Source organism: Treponema sp. (assembly GCF_017430385.1).
In the GTDB taxonomy this organism is placed as follows: Bacteria; Spirochaetota; Spirochaetia; order Treponematales; family Treponemataceae; genus Treponema_D.
This window is the reverse complement of record NZ_JAFRNB010000100.1, coordinates 14748-33450: the sequence shown is the minus strand read 5'-3', so window position 1 is coordinate 33450 and position 18703 is coordinate 14748. Positions and strand designations below refer to the sequence as shown.

The following is an 18703-nucleotide window of genomic DNA, read 5'->3' as shown; positions in this document are numbered from 1 at the left end:
CAGATGCCGCAGACAGGAACAAAAGACCAGAAAATCCAGCGTGGAAGATGCATTACGAAAGTGTGCTCGCCCTGCTGCATACTTGAAACCATGCGGATAAATCCCTGCCATGTAAGAATTATACAGTAGATAATGCAGATGATGCCAGAAAACAATTTCTGGACAGTTTTTTTAGTTCCGCTGAGACGGCTTGAAACAAGGGCAAGACCGATCAGACCGTCATTTTCGCGTGCACAGAGAGCAGCACCCATGAGCGAAACAAGAACGAACAGTGCAATCACAAGCTCATCAGCAAAGGCCAGTGAATGATTGAAAACAAACCTTCCGATAACGTTTGCGAAAGTAAAGGCAAGCGTAACGGACATTGTGATTGCCAGAAGGTATTTTTCTACCACGGCAACCGCACTCATGACTTTTTTAAACATGAGAAACCCCTTTAATTTTTTTTGTGATATAGAATTATAATAATTTATCCTAGTCGGGGCAACGGTTTGAAAAGAGCTTCATTTTTAGAAAGTCGTAAATGATTGCAAGATTTTCCAATATCTGCTAAACTTTTCATAAAATTTTAGGTGCCCGCATAACAGCAGCAGTTGGAGGCGGGCTTAAATGGGAACCGGGTGAAAATCCCGGGCAGTGCCGCTACTGTGTTGAAAGGTTTTCTTTCTGAGCCAGACACCAGCCTAAGATTTATAAGATGTCTTCTTCGAGACAAAGGAGGCATGAAAAAATTACATCCCTGTAATTTTTTCACGGCCAAGTTTTCACCGTTGGCGAAAACTTGCTTATCCGTTGCCTCCATGCAACGCTGCTAACGCAGTGTTCTATAGGAGTTTTTAAATGAACAAATGTTCAAAATTGGTCGCACTCGCAGCATTGAGTGCAAGCGTACTTTTTTCATCAGTTTTCACATCTTGTGGCAGCACAAAGGTAGCCGCTTCTAACGACAAAGAAATCCTCGTCGTATCTTTCGGAACAAGCTACAACAATTCACGCGAGCTTACAATCGGTGGAATCGAGGGCGCAATCGCAAAAGCTTTCCCGGATTACAAGGTTGCCCGCGCTTTCACAGCAGACACAATCATCAAAATCCTCAAAGAGCGCGACAATATCACAGTTGATAATGTTGACGAGGCTTTGACTCGCGCCGCAAACGAGGGCGTAAAAACACTGGTCGTTCAGCCAACTCACCTTATGAACGGCTTTGAGTACACAGACTTGCAGAAGATTCTTGCTAAATACGAGAGCAAATTCAGCAAGGTCGTTCTCTCAACTCCGCTTCTCACAACAGACGAGGATTTTTCTCGCGTAGCAGACGCAATCACAGCAAAAACAAAGAAATTCGACGACGGCGCAACAGCAATTTGTTTCATGGGACACGGAACAGAGGCTGCTTCAAACGGCGTTTACGCAAAAATGCAGGAAGTTCTGGCTTCAAAAGGCTATGCTAACTACTATGTCGGCACAGTTGAGGCTAAACCTAGCGTAGAAGACTTGCTCGCTGCAGTTCAGGCAAAAGGCTCATACAAAAAAGTCGTCCTCAATCCGCTCATGGTTGTAGCAGGTGATCACGCAAACAACGATATGGCTGGCGACGAGGATGATTCATGGAAATCAATATTCCAGAAAGCCGGATTCGAGGTTGAGTGTGTGCTCGAAGGTCTTGGCCAGGATGCAACAATTCAGCAGATTTATGTTGACCACGTAAAGGCTTCAATTAACAAATAAAATTTTGAAACCACAGATTACACAGATGTCACAGATTAAATAGTTCATTTACGAAAAATTGTCGTATAAAAGTCGAGATTTTCGTAATACGGAATTTATAATCGGTGTAATCTGTGTAATCTGTGGTTATTTTTTTTAGGACACCCCTATGCGAAAATCCATCTTCCTTGCGATAATCTTCCAGCTTTCCGTTTTCAACTTTCCGTTTTCCGCTTTCCCTCAATCTGCTTCATCTTCAGAGGTGTTGGCTCCCCGCAAAGTGGGCACTGACGACATGCTTGAGCTTTTTGCGGAAGATGTTTTGGATGGGGATTATGAAATTGCGGTTGAGTCCAGCGCTTCGATGTTCCGAATCGTGCAGAGCGTTCTTCATGTAAAAGACGGCAAAATGACCGCAACTCTAACGATGAGCGGGAAGGGCTATTCAAAGCTTTTTCTGGGAACTTCCGAAGAAGCTGGCGATTCAAAAGGCGAGGGCGAGATTCTTCCGCTTGCTTCGGCTCAGGATGATGGGCCGGTTATGTTTGAAATCCCGGTTTCTGCATTAAATTCTTCTATTAAATGTGCCGCATTCAGCAAAAAAAAGAGCAAGTGGTATGACCGCGACATTCTTTTTGATGCTTCAACTTTGCCAGCCGAAAAACTCCTGTCCAGCCCAAAGATTGAGCAAATCAATCTCAAAGACGGAAACTATTTCGTAAATGTAGAATTGACCGGCGGAAGTGGCCGTGCAAAAATCACAAGCCCTGCCAAAGTCAGCGTGAAGGGCGGAAAGGCAGTTGCAATCATCGAGTGGTCTAGTCCGAATTTCGACTACATGAAAGTGAATCACGAACGCTACGACGCAGACACAAAAATCCTTGAAAAAGGCGGCAATTCCACATTCAGAATCCCAGTCTACGCATTCGACAAAAAACTTCCAGTCACCGCAGACACAGTAGCCATGAGCAAAGCCCACGAAATCAATTACTGGCTCCAGTTCGATTCAAACTCCGCCAAAAAGACCCGAAAGAAATTTTAGCAAGAAATTTTAATCTTGACATACAACGCTTCGACATTTAAATTTGTACAATGAGCGATACTAAAAAACAGAAAATCTTGTGCATCGGGAATGTTTCCGTTGATATTAAAGCCTACAGCATGGAAGAAGACACCAGCGAGGCTTACCGTGACGGTACGATTGATTTGGTTCCTGGCGGCGTGGCCCGCGGAATGGCCATGAATTTACGGCATCTTGGCCTTGATTCTTACATTTATTCCGTTGTCGGCGATGACATTTTCGGCGATTTCTTGCGACACGGAATGCACACCGAGGGCGTAAACACAACGCTCCTGCGAAAAGTGCCGGGCGAATGCACATCTCTTTTTTCTGTCATGGCAAGCGCGGGCAGCAGGGCATCGTGCATTTATTCCACCAGAATTCTCCGCCACATCGACTTTGGAAGCGAAATCACTTCTTTCGTTGAGAGCGAGAATATTCAAAGTCTTGCCCTCGATTCAAATCTTTCTTTAGAAACTTTCGCGCAAATCTACGAATACAAAAAATCTCATCCGTCGCTGTTCATTTTCCAGAACGCGACATCCCCGGACTTGGCACGAAAAACCTTGCCTTATGTCAGCCTGATTGATCTTTTTGCCTGCAACGAATTTGAAGCTGCCGCAATTTTGGGCGAAGAGCCGCTCATGGACATTACCACAGTTCAAAAATTCCGTGCCCTCGGCTACAGGGATTTCATCGTCACTTTCGGCGAAAAAGGCGTTCTCGTTGCAGTTGGTGCGGACACTTACATCGAGCCGCCGTACATGCAGGTTCAGGTCGTGGACACAATCGGTGCCGGCGATGCTTTTGCATCAGGATTTTTGATGGGATTTTTGGAAAAGGAATCTGTCAGAAACTGCATTCGATACGGTCTCGTCTGTTCAAAAGAAACCCTTCTCACCCGTGGAACTGTAAGCGAAATGCTCAGCCGCGAATTCGTGCAGAAACTGGCCGGAGAAAAATGGTAGAAAATAAATTTTTTCTGTCAACTCAAAGTTAATTCATCTCTTATAAATATTGTAAGGTTCAGTTGAGCCAAATACCTCCCTTGCTTTTTATCGTTGATACAAGTTTTGTGTCAACAAAAAGTAGATGGGGGGAAGATCTAATATAGGAGAACTTAACTATGGCATTCGATCCATCAAAGTACACAGTTGCAAAGGCAAAACCACTTCCAGTCGTTTTATTGCTGGACACAAGCTCAAGCATGGATGGAGGCAGGGAGCAATCTAAAATCGAGGAACTTGACAGCGCGGTCAGGGAAATGCTCAAGGATTTTGCTCATGAGGAGCAGCTTGAAACTGAAATCGATGTTTCGGTTATCACTTTTGGCAGAGAAGGTGTAAAACTTGCTCTCCCTTACACAAACGCATCAAAAGTAGAGCTTGTAAAACTTGAGGCGGGTGGAATGACTCCGATGGGAGGAGCCCTTAGAATGGCAAAAGACATGATAGAAGATAAGGAAGTTACTTCTAGACGGGCATACAGGCCTCTGGTAATTCTTTGCTCTGACGGGGAACCAAACGATAATTGGGAACAGCCGATGCAGGATTTCATTTCCAGCGGACGAAGCTCAAAGTGTGACCGAATGGCTATGGCAATCGGAAGTGGCGCAGACGAGTCTGTCCTCAAAAAATTCATCGCCGGAACAGAAAATCCACTGTTCTATGCAAAAGATGCTGCATCAATGCACAAATTTTTCAAGTTTGTCACAATGACTGTTACAACCCGAACCCGTTCCCAGACTTCGAATCAGGTCGTGAAAATCGAAGCTCCAAAAGAACTTCTTGAATCTCCAAAAAATGTGGTAACCACACAGAATTACTGGTAAAATAATAGAGTTGTTCGGAAGCCGGCAAGGTTTTCGGACAACTCTATTAGTCTGGAGCTTGTAAAAATGATAGAAATTTCGGTAATAATTGATTGTTCTGGCAGTATGAGTGTTTTGTCTAAGGATGACATAATTCAAAGCGTGTGCAGGAATCTTTTACTTCACGAAGGATTTGAATTCAATTTCTATTCCTGGTCGGAGTCGGTTGAAGAGATTCCTTCTGGAAATTCAGGGCTTTCTTTTGACGCAGGCGGAAAATCAAATCTTTCAAAACTGGTCGAATTCATCCAGACTCAAAATCTCAAAAATATTCTTTTGCTGACCGACGGATTCATTGATGAAGATGCTGGTCAGATTCGGAATTTAATCGGAGAAACTGAAGACTTAAATTTCAGGCTTATTGGCATTGGCGCAGATTTTGATGAAGTCATGGCAAGTAATTTTTTCCCGAAAAATCTTGTTGTAGCCGATAAGGACAGATTTTTATTCTCTGCATTGGATCTGGAAGCGGCTTTAGAATCTTTTTCCCCGGTGTGATATGTATAAGGAAGGTAAATTATGGAAGAAAATCAGGAAGATGAAAAATTCGAAGTCATAGACACAGATAATCTCAAATATACGCTTGGTGAAAAAATCGGGCAGGGCGGACAAGGTGCCGTCTATCATGTGAAAAACGATTTGGATATTGCCGTAAAACTTGTTGCTGATAGGGAAGGAAATCTTGAACAGGACGATTCTGCGGTAAGGGCAGAGTATGAAAAACTCAAGGCAATCAGGCTTCTTCCTATTCCAGAAAACATAAATCTCTCCAAACCTCTTGCGATTTTAAAAAGTCACGCTGGCTATGTGATGTCTTTTATGAACGGAATGAAAAGTTTTGATTCATTTCTAAAATTGCATGGAAAAATAGAAGAAGAAATTCCGTCATGGTTAAAAAATGCGGACGGAGAACCTGTTCCTGAACCAGAAATCTGGGCAAACTATTGCAAAACAGGCAGTTTGCGGGCACGGCTTCTGGCTCTTTATAAAATCTCAGAATTGCTTGCTTCTTTGCACTCGGCAGGTCTTGTCTATGGAGACATTTCCAGCGGTAACCTTATGTTCCTGGCTGATGGGGAAAAATTCTCTGCTGGATTGATTGATGCCGACAACATAAATTTTGCCGGAAAAAGCAAAACTTACTTTACTCCGGGCTTCGGTGCACCGGAAATTGTGACAGGGCGGAGTCATTCCACGATTTTTTCTGATGCCTATGCATTTTCTGTGGTAGCTTTTTATGTAATCACGATGATGCATCCTTTTAAGGGAAGCAAAGTTCTTGGCGAAGAAAACGAAGATGAAGGATGGTCAAAGTCCGTGTTAAGGCAGCAGAAAACGGCCCCGAACAATTTTTGTGACGACGGCACATTTCCGTGGATTTTTGACCAGAATGATGATTCAAATTCATACGGAAGCATGGAGCAGGCTAATTCACTGTTTTTGACGCCAACACTTTTCGCCCTTTTTGACAATACTTTTTCTGAAGGGCACACGAAGCCGTTGTTGCGGACACCTTTGGCTAGATGGTCAAAAGCATTTTCGGACAGCGCTGATTTAACGGTCGAATGTCCTGCTTGCGGAATGACTCATTATTATGACTATGAGGAAAAGGGAAATTTTTGTTGTCCGTATTGCTCTCAAAAACGGGGCAAGATTTTAATTGCAAAAAGTTATTTGCATGGGGCTGAAAATCCGTCTCATTTATTCGTGCGTGAAATCAGGAAAAATGAAACGGTTTTGCCATCAAGAGTTTTTGAGCCGCTGAGGATTTTAAAAGGAGATGAGGGCCTTGCCGGAGTAAAATTTGAAAATAATCTTCTGGAACTTCGACCTCTTGATGATGAAAAAGCAATTGTAATTTCGCAAGATAATGCGGATGAAAAAATCCTTGCGGGAAGAATGCAATTCAATATTGATAATGAAAATTTTTTTGTCCGCCTGAAATACAAAAATCGTTATGGATATTCAGTGATTTTGACTGTGGAGTAATGAGTTATGAAATTGAGTGAATTAAGATACGGTGAGCATTTTAAATGCAGGTTTGAGCCTTATTTAAACAAAAACGAAAAAATTACCGACAGCAAAAATCCTCTTGGCACTATCCAAAAATCAAAGAATGCAGGTGATGGGTATATTTTTCAGTATGGCTCTGTTTTCAAAATGGTTCGTCTCGTTGACTGCTCTGATTCTCCGTCCTTGGACAACAGGCTTCTGGCAGGACAAACGAATCTTTTTGAGGTAGAAAATATTCTTTCAAACGGACAGGTTGAGGTTGAGCTTGTTTTTTTCCGGGAATTAAAGATTTTTAAAGACGGCCTTCGAATCAATGTCACCGAAGATTTTGTCGATGAAGAAAAAAACGGCTCTGCGGCAAAAGCAAATTTTTCCAAGAAAACAGGAGAGGATTTGTGCAATATCCTTTCATCTCAGTTTGTCCTCGGCAGTTCATCAAATCCTTATTTTCTTTTTATGGCGAATCCAAAAAAATCTGCTGAAGAGGAAGATTCTTTTACGCTTGTAAACAAAGAATGGCATTTAGCTGTAAAATCTTCAAAACTCAACGATGAGACAGTACTTTTTACGATCGGAATCAAAAATCATTTTCCCCGGAATTATGAGAATCAAATTTATCTTGCTCAAGGACGGATAAAATTTTCATATCTGACAAAAGAAGCAATTTCAAAACTGAATGCGACGGAAATCCAGAAAAATCTCAGTGCGGGCAACAGTTACATCGGAAAATGGGATGAGTATAATGCGGAAATCGGCAAGCGGCTTTTGGAAAACGCACGCAAAATCGGTTATGCGGCTGTTTCGGGGAGAATTGAATATAACGGCATCCATGAAATTGTCGTGAATTATTCTTTCAGTAACGTGAAATCCTGCAATTTTGAAAATATCTCTATGGATTTTGACACCATTGATATAGTTCGTGAGCTTCCTGAATATCTTAAAAATCCCGTTATGACTTATGATGAATGGATTGAAGATGTGGATGCAAAACTTGAAGCTGAATCTATTCTTGGAGAAAAAAAATCAAAAGAAGAAAAAGAAAATGATGACGAAGAAAAAAAATGGAGCAATCTCAAAATAACTGAAATAGGTTCTGATTATTTAAAGCTTTCGGTTAAATCTGGAGTAAAAGGGCTTCCAAAACGCGGGGATAACGGTGAATTGTTCCTGGTTCTTTCTATTGCTGGTGACAAAATTCAAGTTGAACGTCGTCGCCGTGCTCGTCTTAACATTGGTAACGGAAAAAGTGCAATCAGTAATCTGGGATTGATTTTGGATGGAACGCAGGGACATTATTCAAATATCCCGTCTTTGTCGGGTTCAGTAAAAAAAATGTCTATGAAAGTGCAGAAAAAAGTCTTTGAATATGATCCGACAGAAAACCAGAGAAACGCAGTTCGTATTGCGCTCAACACTTCCGACATCGCAGTAATTCAAGGTCCTCCTGGAACAGGAAAAACCACAGTTATTTGTGCAATTATCGAGTCTTTGAACGAAGAATTTCAGAAAAGCAACGAGCTTGCAGGAAAGATTTTTGTCTCGGCTCTTCAGCATGATGCGGTCTACAACATTGCGAGCCGTCTCTCAATCAATGCACTTCCGACTGTGAAATTCGGTCGTTCAAGCGCTGAGGATGAACTGAGCCTTAGCAAAACCCAGGAGAATATTGCGGAATGGAGCCGGAATACTGCAAGGAAAATCGAAGAAAATGCACCTTCTGTAAAACAATCCCTTGAATTTCAGAATCTCTATTCTATGTTTCTTGATTATCACAAGTCTCCGTCCACGGCGATGGAAATTGAATTACTAAACGGAATCAAAAACCTAAGCGAGCGTTTTACAACACCAGCGATACTCGAAAAAATCGATTCAATTCTTGGTGAAATTGAAGGGAATTCATCTTTGGAAAACAAAGAGATTTTAAAAACACTGTATGCTCTTCGCACGGATGAAAAATCTTTTGCTGATGATGGAGCTGCAAGAGCGATGTATTTGAGGATTCTTCTGGAAAATGAAAACTCTTTTGTGCCTGATTGTCTTAAAAAGGCATCTGAATGGAAAGACGGAATGAATCTGGATTTTCTTGGTGATTTGGAGAATTTGCGGCTCAATTTAATAGAAGAAAATCTTCCAGTTGTTGAGTATCGCCGAAAGAAGGAAAATTCAGCAATTTCTGAAATCGTAAAGGAAGTTTCCGAGCGCATTGAGCAATATCCATTTGATCCAAGTGAGAAGAAAAATCTGGCTCTTGCGGAATTCATTTATGAGCTTAACAACAATCCAGACGGAATTACGAACACTTTGCTCAGCTATAATCCTGTTTTTGCGGCGACTGTCCAGCAGAGTGAAGGCAGGGAAATCTCGAAAAAGCGAAAGCAGCTTGGTTTGGACTCGATGGAAGAGGGAAGCAAAGCGTATGAATATGTGATAATCGATGAGGCCGCGCGAGTGTCCCCGCCAGATTTGCTGATTCCTATGTCAAAAGGAAAGCATATAATTCTTGTGGGTGACCAAAGGCAGCTTCCGCAACAGGTTGACCAGGAAATTGAGCGAAAAATGGAGGCGGAGTCAGCGAGTTCCGAAGATGTGAAATATTTGAACGAAAGTACATTCGAACGGCTTTTTTCGCAGCTTGGAATAGACAAAAAAATCACGCTCAACAAGCAATACCGAATGCACCCGCTTTTGGGAAATTTTGTGAGCAAGGAATTTTATGAGATTCACAACGAAGGATTCGAATCTCCCCTGGAAGTGTCTAAATTTGTGCACAACCTGCCATTGATTAGAGGAAAGGCTGCTGTCTGGTGTGAACTTCCGAACGACACCGGGCAGGATTCTGAGAGCCTAAATAAATCCCGAAGTCGTTTCCGCAGGGGCGAGGCGATTTTAGCGGCGAAATTCTTGAAATCCTGGCTGGATTTTGACTCGGAAAAGAAAATGAATTTCGGAATCATAAGTTTTTATTCTGCTCAATGCAATGAGATAAAGAATCAGCTTTGTTCGTATGGTATTTACGCAAAAAACAAAGACGGAATTTCAGAAATACTGGAGGAATACAAATACACCGCCCCTGACAAAAATGGCGAGGTAAGAGTAAGGCTCCGGATTGGAACGGTTGATGCTTTTCAGGGAATGGAATTTGATGTGGTTATTTTGTGTGCAGTTCGTTCCGCAAATGACATGAAAATTAAGAACGCATATAAAGAGCATCAAAGAAACGAAGAAGAGGGATTAAAAAAGCAGCAGGGGCTTTTTGGATTCTTGATGTCGAAGAATCGTCTTTGTGTAAGTATGAGCCGCCAGAAAAAGGCACTTATGGTAATTGGTGACCAAAATCTGTTTACGAGCCAGATTGCGAAAGTTGCCGTTCCTGAGCTTTATGATTTTTACGAGCTTTGCAAAAACGATGCTGATTACGGGCTTGTGCTTGATTCAAAGAAACTTAATTTTGAATGAGTTTGAGGAAAAGCGAAAATGAATGAAAGATTGCAAGAATTCAGAAATATTTTGGATAAAGAATGTAAGGGAATTATCTCAAACAAACCGAATTACGAAGGTTTTTCTCCGATTGATTCTACAAAAACGAATTTGTTCTGGCCTTGTATGCTTTATCAGGTGGAAGTGAAGGTTGATTCCGTCGATTTGGATATTTTTGAACGGACGGTTCTAAAGCTTTCGGACTGTAAAATCACAAAAACAAAAGAACTGGCTGAAAATTTGTGTATGGAGTCCGAGACGGTTGAATTCATTCAGAACAGGCTTGTAATAAAAGGCCTTTTGAATGACAGGACTTTCACGATTACCGAGAGAGGCAGGGGCAAACTTGATAAATTTGCGCAAAAAAATTCTGGTGAGATAAAAGTCGTTTCGCTTTTGCGAGATTTGAACACAGGTCTTTTCCTTGATTATGTTGAGGAACATCCTGCCCAGAATTCTTTTGGTGGAAGTTTTTCAAAAAAAGAAGAGCCAGATTTGTTGCGGACTCGGTGCAATTTGCCTGATGAAAAAACTCTTGTTGGAAATATCGTAGTCCCTGCGAATTTATTTGATTTCAATCGCTTAAAATCTTCTGAGCCTGAGAAATTTCTTATTCTAAGGGCAATCCGAAAATTCCAAAGAATTGCGGGCAAAAATTCTCCTGTTCATCTGAACGATAAATCAAATTCTGCAGAAATCAAGACACGCCAGCTTGTTCTTGTTCATACAAAGGGATTCTCGAATTCTTCCGGAGATATTTTTTCAACTGATGCGGCCGGGCTTGGAATATCAGATATATTTACGGAATTCATAAAAAAATCTGATTCGGACTCTTTCCCATGGATAAGCAGTATTTATCAAAAAGGAAATGTTGAAACGGAAAATAAATCAGAAGAAAATCTTATTGAAGAAAAAATCCGCTTTGAATATCCGAAAATTTCCAGGGTTTTGTATGATTCAGTTTGTAACTTGCAGAAGTTGCAGGAAAACGTGAAATCTGATTCAAACCTGAGGGAAGAGATAAAACGAGTCGGCGAAAAGATTGTTTACTCCGCATATACGGCTTTTGAATATGCGCTGCAATTACATTACGCCGATTTCAACGATACGTGTAAAGAAGACGAACTGATTGCCCTTGCTGATACAGAGGCCAGAAAACTCAACAAAGAAAAAATTTCGGAGATGGAAGGAATTGATAGCGGAAGATTGTTTTATCTGCTTGCTCAAAGACTTGGTTTTAATGTTTCAAGCGAGGATTTGTCACTTCTCAAAGTGTATCAGGGTAAAATTGACGGAATAAGAAAGGGAGACGAGCCTGAACTTACGCCTCTTTTGTGCCTGACTTTGGCCTATGCGAATTCCGATACAGAAAGCCCGCTCGCATATCTTGCACAGGAAGACCCAGATTTTATTCGGGATATTTTTGATTTGAAATCTTTGCGTGACAACACTTTGATGGCGCACGGGCCTGGACTTAGGGCTACTGATGTCTCAGAGAAAAAACTCAAGGATATTTTGCAAAAGATTATGGAATATTCCAGGTTTTTGAACGTGAAACTTGGGAATGATTTTGAGACGATTAACAAAAAAACGAAAAATTCTTTCCAAATAAACGCTTCAAACAGTCAAAAGATTTTACAGAAGCGTTACAATCAAAAAACGAAGCTTTATGATGATTTTGGCTATTCTGTAATCAACCGGCTCCCGACAAATCTTGTGAACCAGATGATAAACTGGAAGATAACGCTTGCTGAAAAAAAATTTGTTGCCGGAAGTTCTTGTTCGCTTTTGCAGCAATTCTTTGAAAGTGCGGTTCTTTCACTCTTAAAATATGTGTCTCCGCCTGAAAAATCTGAGCGTAATGCAGATTTTGCGTCAGAAAAAATCAAAACTGCTGGATTTTTCCTGAAAGCGGGAAGACTGCCAGATTCTTTGAGGACGGTGAACTACAAAAGGATAAACAAGGCTGTCTGTGGAGGTGGCTGCGATACTCTTGGCGCGGCGATAATCGCATTCTTGCTTTTGCTTTCGCCTGAGGAATTGCGGAATGTGGCAAAAAATAATGATAAATTCATTCTTGACCTTTCAAATCTTTTGGAAGAACGAGGACATTCAGATTTAAATGAATATTCTGATCAGCAGGTGTCAACTTACAATAAAATTGCCACTTATATTATAAAAGAATTGATTCAATACATTTAATAAGGAGTAAATATGTCAGTTTTTGGAAAAAAGGAACTTGAAGCTAAACAGCAGGAATTGAATGAGGCAAATTCAAAAATTCAGGATATGTCTAAAAAAGTCGAAGAGATGAAATTGGAGGCAAGTCGCAGAACTGATGAGATAGCTCTTGAGAAACAGCGTATTCAACACGAAAAAGAACGTTTTGAAAGCCATCGTTCCGAGCGAGAACAGGCATTGAAACTCCAGGAATCTCAGATGGCGCAGGAAATTGATGCCCGCCGCAAAATGCTTGAATCTCAGGAAGCTGGCTTTGAAGCGCATCTTAAAGATGTGACTGATGAATATGACAAAAAACTGAAAATTCTGGAAGAACAGCGGATTGAACTTGACAGGACAAAAGCTGAATTTGAGCCGAAGTATCAGGAATCACTTAACAATTTTGCACAGAAACTTGCTGAAACAGAGCGGCAGATTCAAGAGCGTGTGTCAGAAACTACGGAAAAAAATCTTGAACGGCAGAAAGAATTTAACCAGAAACTCAACGAAGCCCATCAGAAATCAGAGAAAGAGCACGAAGACTTGCTTCTTGCCCAAACAAGCGAACGCGTAAGAAAAACAGATGAAGAGCTCAGTGAGCGCAGAAATCTTCTTGCTCAAAAAGAACAGGAACTCCGAGCAAGAATCGATGAAAAAGAACGCCTCTTCCATAACGAAGAGATAAAGTTGCAGAATGAGAGAGATATTCTCAATCAGAATTTGCGAGATTATGAGCAGAAGATTGCGGTTCAGGAAGCCAAGCAAAAATTCCTTGATAACAGAAAAGCTGCATTGGACAAAGAAGTTCAGGCACTCTCCGATGCTAGAATCAAGGAAAAGGACGCCCAGCTTGAAAACTTCAAGGCACAGTATGAACGATTGAGCGGGGAGAGAGCCGCACTTGAAACACAGGTAAATGCATTCAAAGAAATAAAAGCTCGGCTTGGTGACGAAGAGCCTGAAATCATTCTTTTGAAAATGCAGGCATTGGAAAAGCAGATTGCCTCGCTTAGAGAAAAACTTGCAAAGTATCCTGATGATGTTGAAGAAGTTTTGGATTCAAAAAATGAAGAAATCCAGACTCTCAACGACCAGCTTTCAGAATGCAAAGAAAAATTACGTTCCGCTCAGAATCTTGCCGCGACTGCTGAAATAAGCGAACTTAACAACTCGTATTTGGAAAGCCAGAACAATGTTTTACAGCAGAATAAAGAGCTCCTTGAAACGCTGAATGCAGAGCAGGCCCAGGCAATCAGGCATTACCGTGAGCTTTATGACAAGGAAGCAACTTATGCCGAAAAGATAAAGTCTGTCATGGCTCCCCACGACAATTTTACGGCAGATAAGATTCGCAAGGAAGAACTTGTTTTGGAGCCGGAAGTTTCAGAGCCGACTGTAGAAGCAGAAAATCAGGAACAGGCAGAAGAAAGCATAAATCCCGAAAATATAAATCCTGAAAGCACAATTGAAACTCCTGAGGAAACAGCTTCAACAGAAAATGAGGAATCTGCAGAGACTGAAGAAAATGCAGAAACTGAAACCACTTCTGAGCCAGAATTCTTCAATTCTGAACTGAAATGGCTTGAAACTGTGAGCAAGAAAATCTCTGATTACGGGCTTGCCTTCTCACCAAGAATTCTGAATGCCTTTCACACTGCACTCAAAACAGCAGAATGGTCGCCGCTTGCCGTTCTTGCAGGTGTTTCTGGAACTGGAAAATCAGAGCTTCCTCAGCTTTACGCAAAATTCGGCGGAATCAACTGCGTGAATATTCCTGTTCAGCCGAACTGGGATAGTCAGGAATCCCTTCTTGGCTATTACAACACTGTTTCGAGCAAATTTGAGGCGCAGCCGCTTTTGCAATTCCTTGTGCAGACACAGCTTGAACATGCGTTGAACAAAAATGGCGAAATTGATACAGAAAATGATACGAGCCTCAAAGAGCAGCTCAATATCGTTCTTCTTGATGAAATGAACCTTGCTCACATCGAGCAATATTTTGCGGAATTCTTGAGCAAACTTGAGGAACGACGAGGCAAGAGCGAAGACAATCCGCAGTTCCCGAAGCTTTCCGTAAAACTGGGCGGAACGGACTCTTATCCGCTTCCGCTTGGCAGAAATGTTCTTTGGGTCGGCACGATGAACCAGGACGAAACGACAAAAAGCCTTTCTGACAAAGTTCTTGACCGTGGAATCGTAATCAATTTCCCGCGACCAAATTCTTTCAAAAGGCGTGTCGAGCTTAATTCAACTGTCCAGACCGAAGAAAAATATCTTTCTGCGAAAACCTGGGATTCCTGGAAAATGGTTCTTTCAAAACAGCAGGTAGATGAATCCGAGAAAATCATCGCTCCTTACAAAGAATTTGTCGAGGAAATCAACAAGGAAATCTCAAATATCGGACGTGCAATCGGTCATCGTGTATGGCAGTCAATCGAAAACTACATCTGGAATTACCCGACCGTCCGCGATTTTATTCTGAGAAATCCAAATGTATTTACAGATGATTCTCTGGTAAAAGATTTGAGTGAAAAAATTGACCCTGCATTTGAAGACCAGCTTGTTCAGAAAATAATGCCAAAACTGCGCGGCATCGAAACAAGAAGCGAATCGAAGACGGTGCTTGGAAACATCCGAAATAAAATCGAGAAATTCAAGAGTGAGGGGCACGCTCTCAATATCACAAAAGATTTCGAAAATGCAATCAAATTTGGCGACGGTCAGTTCCTTTGGGTTACTTCTGAATATCTTAGCACGGAGAATGATAATCAATAATGGCAGAAATCACAGGCTACTCATCGCTTCTTGATGAGTTAAAAAACGGCGATAAAAAAGCGGTGCTCCTTGTTTCTCTCCGCGACTGGCTCAATCGAATCCTGGACTTTGACCAGGAGAGCGGAGATGCACTTTCTGATGATTTGACTCATTTCCTTGACAAGAATTATGAGTTTTTTCAAAACGACAAGTCGGATAAGAATGTGTTTGATTATGTTCATAATATTTTGTCTTACAGCGGCCGCTCCCTCTTTCACATTTTTGATTCTCCCCGAAAAGAGATTCTTCGGTTCCATGAGCAGATGAAAATCTATCAGGCTCATGAAATCGATTCTGCGGGAATAATCGAGATTTGCCGTCGCCCGGGCCGTACTGTCCGCGAAAAAATTGCTGTCAAGCCGAGCGTTCTTGCCGTAAAACGCCAGCAGAGCATTGATACGCTCGAAAACCGTCTTTTGAAAAAGCTGATTGTAAAGCTGACTTACATTCTTGAAGAGAGAAACGATACTTATTCAGAATTGGGGCGGGAAGACGATGATTCTGCGCTTTCTGTTCTCTATACCAGATTTTGCAGATGGCTTAAAAGTGATGAGGCGGAGGAAATAGGTGAGTGGCAGAAACTTCCTCCTAACAACATTCTTTTGTGTGACAAATTCTACAAAAAAATCTGGCGAACCTGGCGTTTCCTTTTGGATTTGGACGATTTCGTTCAGGAAGATTTTGAAAAACTGAATGAGCTTCTGGCGGCTTTCATTTACTGGAGCACGGTTTCGTATCTGCAGCACAGGGGCTGTAAAATAAAGCAGGCACCTCTCAATTTTGATTCAAAAAACTTTTTCATTGAGACTGTCGGATTTTCTGATTCAGAACTTCATAATTCAGAAATCCATGCAGAAGATTTTTCTCTGGCTTTGGAAAAGAACCAAATTAAATTTTCATCGTCCGACAAAACAACGCACGAAATCAGAATTGAATTTGAAAATTTTGAGGTTGACGGAAAATCAATCCCTGAAAAGCTTGAGAGTCTTTCCGATGCGCTCAGAATCTCAAAAAATCTTGCAAGTACAATCTATAAACCAGAAGTTGAAAATGAGCGATTAATTGTAAAAAATCTTCCGGATGAGCAGAAATTCGCGGTCCTTGATTTTTCACAGGCTCCTTACGATTCTCTTGTTTGCTCGGAGCAGAATGAATTTACGGAAAATCAGTTCCCAAAAACTTTGTTGAGACAATTTTGGACGCAGACAAGTTCTTCAGATATTCACAATATTGATTGTGCTGTTTCTCCCGCACTTTATTCACAGTTCCTCAATGGCTGGACTATAACGCAAGTTTCTTTCGGTGATGTTTTGTACAAAGATTTGTCTGAAAATAAAGTACCAGCTGAGATTGAGACAGAAGCCGTTTACAATTTCATGAATTCCCTGCGCGATTATTATAATACAGGCACTTTCTATTATCTGATTCCAGATTATATAGAAGATTTTTCACTCGGAATTATCCGTTCATCAGCAAACTCCGTATTTTCATCTTCAAATCCTGTTCCAAGAAGCGTCGGAACTGTGTTTGATTTCCAGCTGAATGAGAATTTTTCAAAATTCAAACTGAAAGACGGTGATTTTGTATTCGTAATCGAAAAGAAAAAGATTGAAATCCAGGGAATTGAAAAAGAAATCTTTTCTGTAACTCCTGTCTGTGCAAAAACAAAGTATCAGAAATCAGAAAAAGAAATCTATGACCTTAGATTTTTTGATCAGATTCCCGGAGACATCCGCTGGGAACATCATCCGCCATTTATTGTAAGCGATTATGAGCCGGAAAAAGTTTTGGAGTACATACAGAGAGCGGCAAAAACGACGGAAGGCTTTAATCCGGATTGCTCCGTTTATATAATTTCACCTGAAGAATCAATCAAAAATGCCCGTCTTGAAATGTCAAATTCAAACTGGCATTTTATTTACGAACCATTCAATGCTATCAGAGGCCTTGCAAAATCCGTTCTGATTCAGGAAAAACTTCCAGAAATCCCTCTTTGGAGCGAGCATTTGCCGGTTCTCCAGATGACCGTAATCAAGAACGGAAAACGCGACGGAATCAACCTCACGAACGGAAAAATCGTGCTTCCTATCCGTGGAAGAAGCCAGAAAATTGACATCTCAAAACCATTCACTCTCGGGAAAAATGTCAAAGAATATCATTTCAGGCTTACTCGCGGAGAAGGTGCGGCTTCTTCTTCGCTTAAATACGAGGCCGTTCTTCAAAATTCAGCTTTTCCGTTAAAAGAAAATGTTTCATGCGAGCTTGATATGTACTATTCTTACGGTCAGGAACAGCCTTTTGACCTGTACTTCCGTCCGAAGTCGTCAGCGTCTTTTATCCGCGCAAAAGTTCAGTGGAATCTGATTGATGAAAATTCGTTCCCGATTCCGAATTTCCCGGAAGTGCGAAAATGGGAAGAATTTGTCTGCTGGAAAGACAGCCGGAATCCTGACGGCAATAACTTGATCGAGTGGGAAGAAAGTAATTTCGAAACGATTTTGAATTTGCGAGATTTGTATCTTGGAAAAGAAATAAGCATGAAGCGCCTCTACAATTTAAAAAGAGCAAAAATGCATGCTAACAAAACTATTTATTGGTTGTCCAAAACTCTCCGCTTCCCGACAATGCAAATCTGGAACATCAGGAATTCCGTGCTTAACGATGAGAATGTGCCTGAGTCTTTCAAAGAAAAAACAGCGAGCGTAAAAGAAGCCCTTGACTTTCTTCTGAAAAACGATGATGTGAAAAATCAGCCTCGTTTGTGGAATGAGCTGCTTCTTTTTGCCTGTGCCCTGCATTCCGATGGAATAGGTTTGACTTCTAACTTTATGCTGGAACTTCTTGGAAAAGAGATTGATTTCTCAGAAAATTGGAAGAATATTGAGCAAAAATCTTTCCAATTTGGTTATTTTATTGGCAATGCAAATTCTGGAATTCAAAAGCAAGTCTTTGACTGGGCGCTGGATTTTTCGGAAAGTGAAGATTTGACATTCTTCAAGCTACAGATTCTCACGATTGCTTTATGGCGCAGCGAGAATCTGCTCAAAGAAATTGAAATCTCCAAATTCAAGGTGCTTTTTGAACAGACTGTAAGTGCGATAGATTATGAATTCTCCAAATTGAAGCGGGATTTAAAAACAGAAGGAAAAATCTCAAACCGCAAGCTCAATCCAATCCGCTCGTATCTGGAACTTCTCTGCGCTCTTATTCGATGCCGCCAGTTTGGCAAGGATTTTCAAGATTTTCTGTCGCCGTTTAATCCTAAAATTCAAGAGATAATCTCAAAGATTGAAAAAATCTACGAATGGCTCAAAATAATTGGAAAATCGCTTTATACAAGGCAGATTCGTTTCGTTTCGGAGGAGCCAAATTCCACCGACTCAGAAAATTCCGAAGAAGGATTTCTTGATTATCTTCTTTTGTGGCTTGATGGCGAAAAATCATCAGAAATGCCAAAAATCGAAACTTCAACAGAAGCTAACGATGAGCCTGACGATGACGACAAGGAGAACGACGGATAATAAAAAAATCACATTTTCCTG

At 41.2% G+C, this 18703-nt stretch carries 11 protein-coding genes and 1 riboswitch; of the genes, 10 read left to right on the top strand and 1 reads right to left on the bottom strand.

What is annotated here, in order from left to right; genetic code table 11:
- Positions 1–425: TRAP transporter small permease (locus IJJ71_RS06930; protein WP_296846101.1), on the bottom strand; the 425-nt coding region annotated here is incomplete at its 3' end.
- Positions 426–553: 128 nt separating this feature from the next.
- A riboswitch (cobalamin riboswitch) is annotated at positions 554–701 on the top strand.
- Between the two features lie 139 nt (positions 702–840).
- On the opposite strand from IJJ71_RS06930, the gene IJJ71_RS06925 reads away from it, so the two are divergent.
- From IJJ71_RS06925 to IJJ71_RS06880, 10 genes are all read left to right on the top strand, one after another.
- Positions 841–1728 carry a sirohydrochlorin cobaltochelatase gene (locus tag IJJ71_RS06925; protein WP_296846100.1) on the top strand — a complete coding sequence of 296 codons (888 nt, stop codon included), beginning with the start codon at positions 841–843 and terminating at the stop codon, positions 1726–1728.
- 148 nt (positions 1729–1876) lie between these two features.
- Positions 1877–2749, top strand: a complete 873-nt coding sequence (locus IJJ71_RS06920; protein WP_296846099.1) for a hypothetical protein — start codon at positions 1877–1879, stop codon at positions 2747–2749.
- Between the two features lie 50 nt (positions 2750–2799).
- Positions 2800–3735 carry a carbohydrate kinase family protein gene (locus IJJ71_RS06915; RefSeq protein WP_296846098.1) on the top strand — a complete coding sequence of 312 codons (936 nt, stop codon included), beginning with the start codon at positions 2800–2802 and terminating at the stop codon, positions 3733–3735.
- 158 nt (positions 3736–3893) lie between these two features.
- Positions 3894–4598 (top strand): vWA domain-containing protein, encoded by a 705-nt coding sequence (locus IJJ71_RS06910; RefSeq protein WP_296846097.1) that lies wholly within the window; start codon positions 3894–3896, stop codon positions 4596–4598.
- Positions 4599–4664: 66 nt separating this feature from the next.
- Positions 4665–5135, top strand: a complete 471-nt coding sequence (locus tag IJJ71_RS06905; RefSeq protein WP_296846096.1) for a vWA domain-containing protein — start codon at positions 4665–4667, stop codon at positions 5133–5135.
- A gap of 21 nt (positions 5136–5156) precedes the next feature.
- Positions 5157–6626 carry a protein kinase domain-containing protein gene (locus tag IJJ71_RS06900; protein ID WP_296846095.1) on the top strand — a complete coding sequence of 490 codons (1470 nt, stop codon included), beginning with the start codon at positions 5157–5159 and terminating at the stop codon, positions 6624–6626.
- 6 nt (positions 6627–6632) lie between these two features.
- On the top strand, positions 6633–10106 hold the full coding sequence (locus IJJ71_RS06895) for a DEAD/DEAH box helicase (protein ID WP_296846094.1): 3474 nt from the start codon (positions 6633–6635) through the stop codon (positions 10104–10106).
- 18 nt (positions 10107–10124) lie between these two features.
- Positions 10125–12329, top strand: a complete 2205-nt coding sequence (locus tag IJJ71_RS06890; protein WP_296846093.1) for a hypothetical protein — start codon at positions 10125–10127, stop codon at positions 12327–12329.
- A gap of 12 nt (positions 12330–12341) precedes the next feature.
- Positions 12342–15122, top strand: a complete 2781-nt coding sequence (locus IJJ71_RS06885; protein WP_296846092.1) for a hypothetical protein — start codon at positions 12342–12344, stop codon at positions 15120–15122.
- The gene (locus tag IJJ71_RS06880; protein WP_296846091.1) at positions 15122–18682 is read left to right on the top strand and encodes a DUF2357 domain-containing protein; all 3561 of its coding nucleotides are present in this window, start codon (positions 15122–15124) and stop codon (positions 18680–18682) included. The genes IJJ71_RS06885 and IJJ71_RS06880 overlap by 1 nt, the downstream gene beginning before the upstream one ends.
- Positions 18683–18703 lie beyond the last annotated feature (21 nt).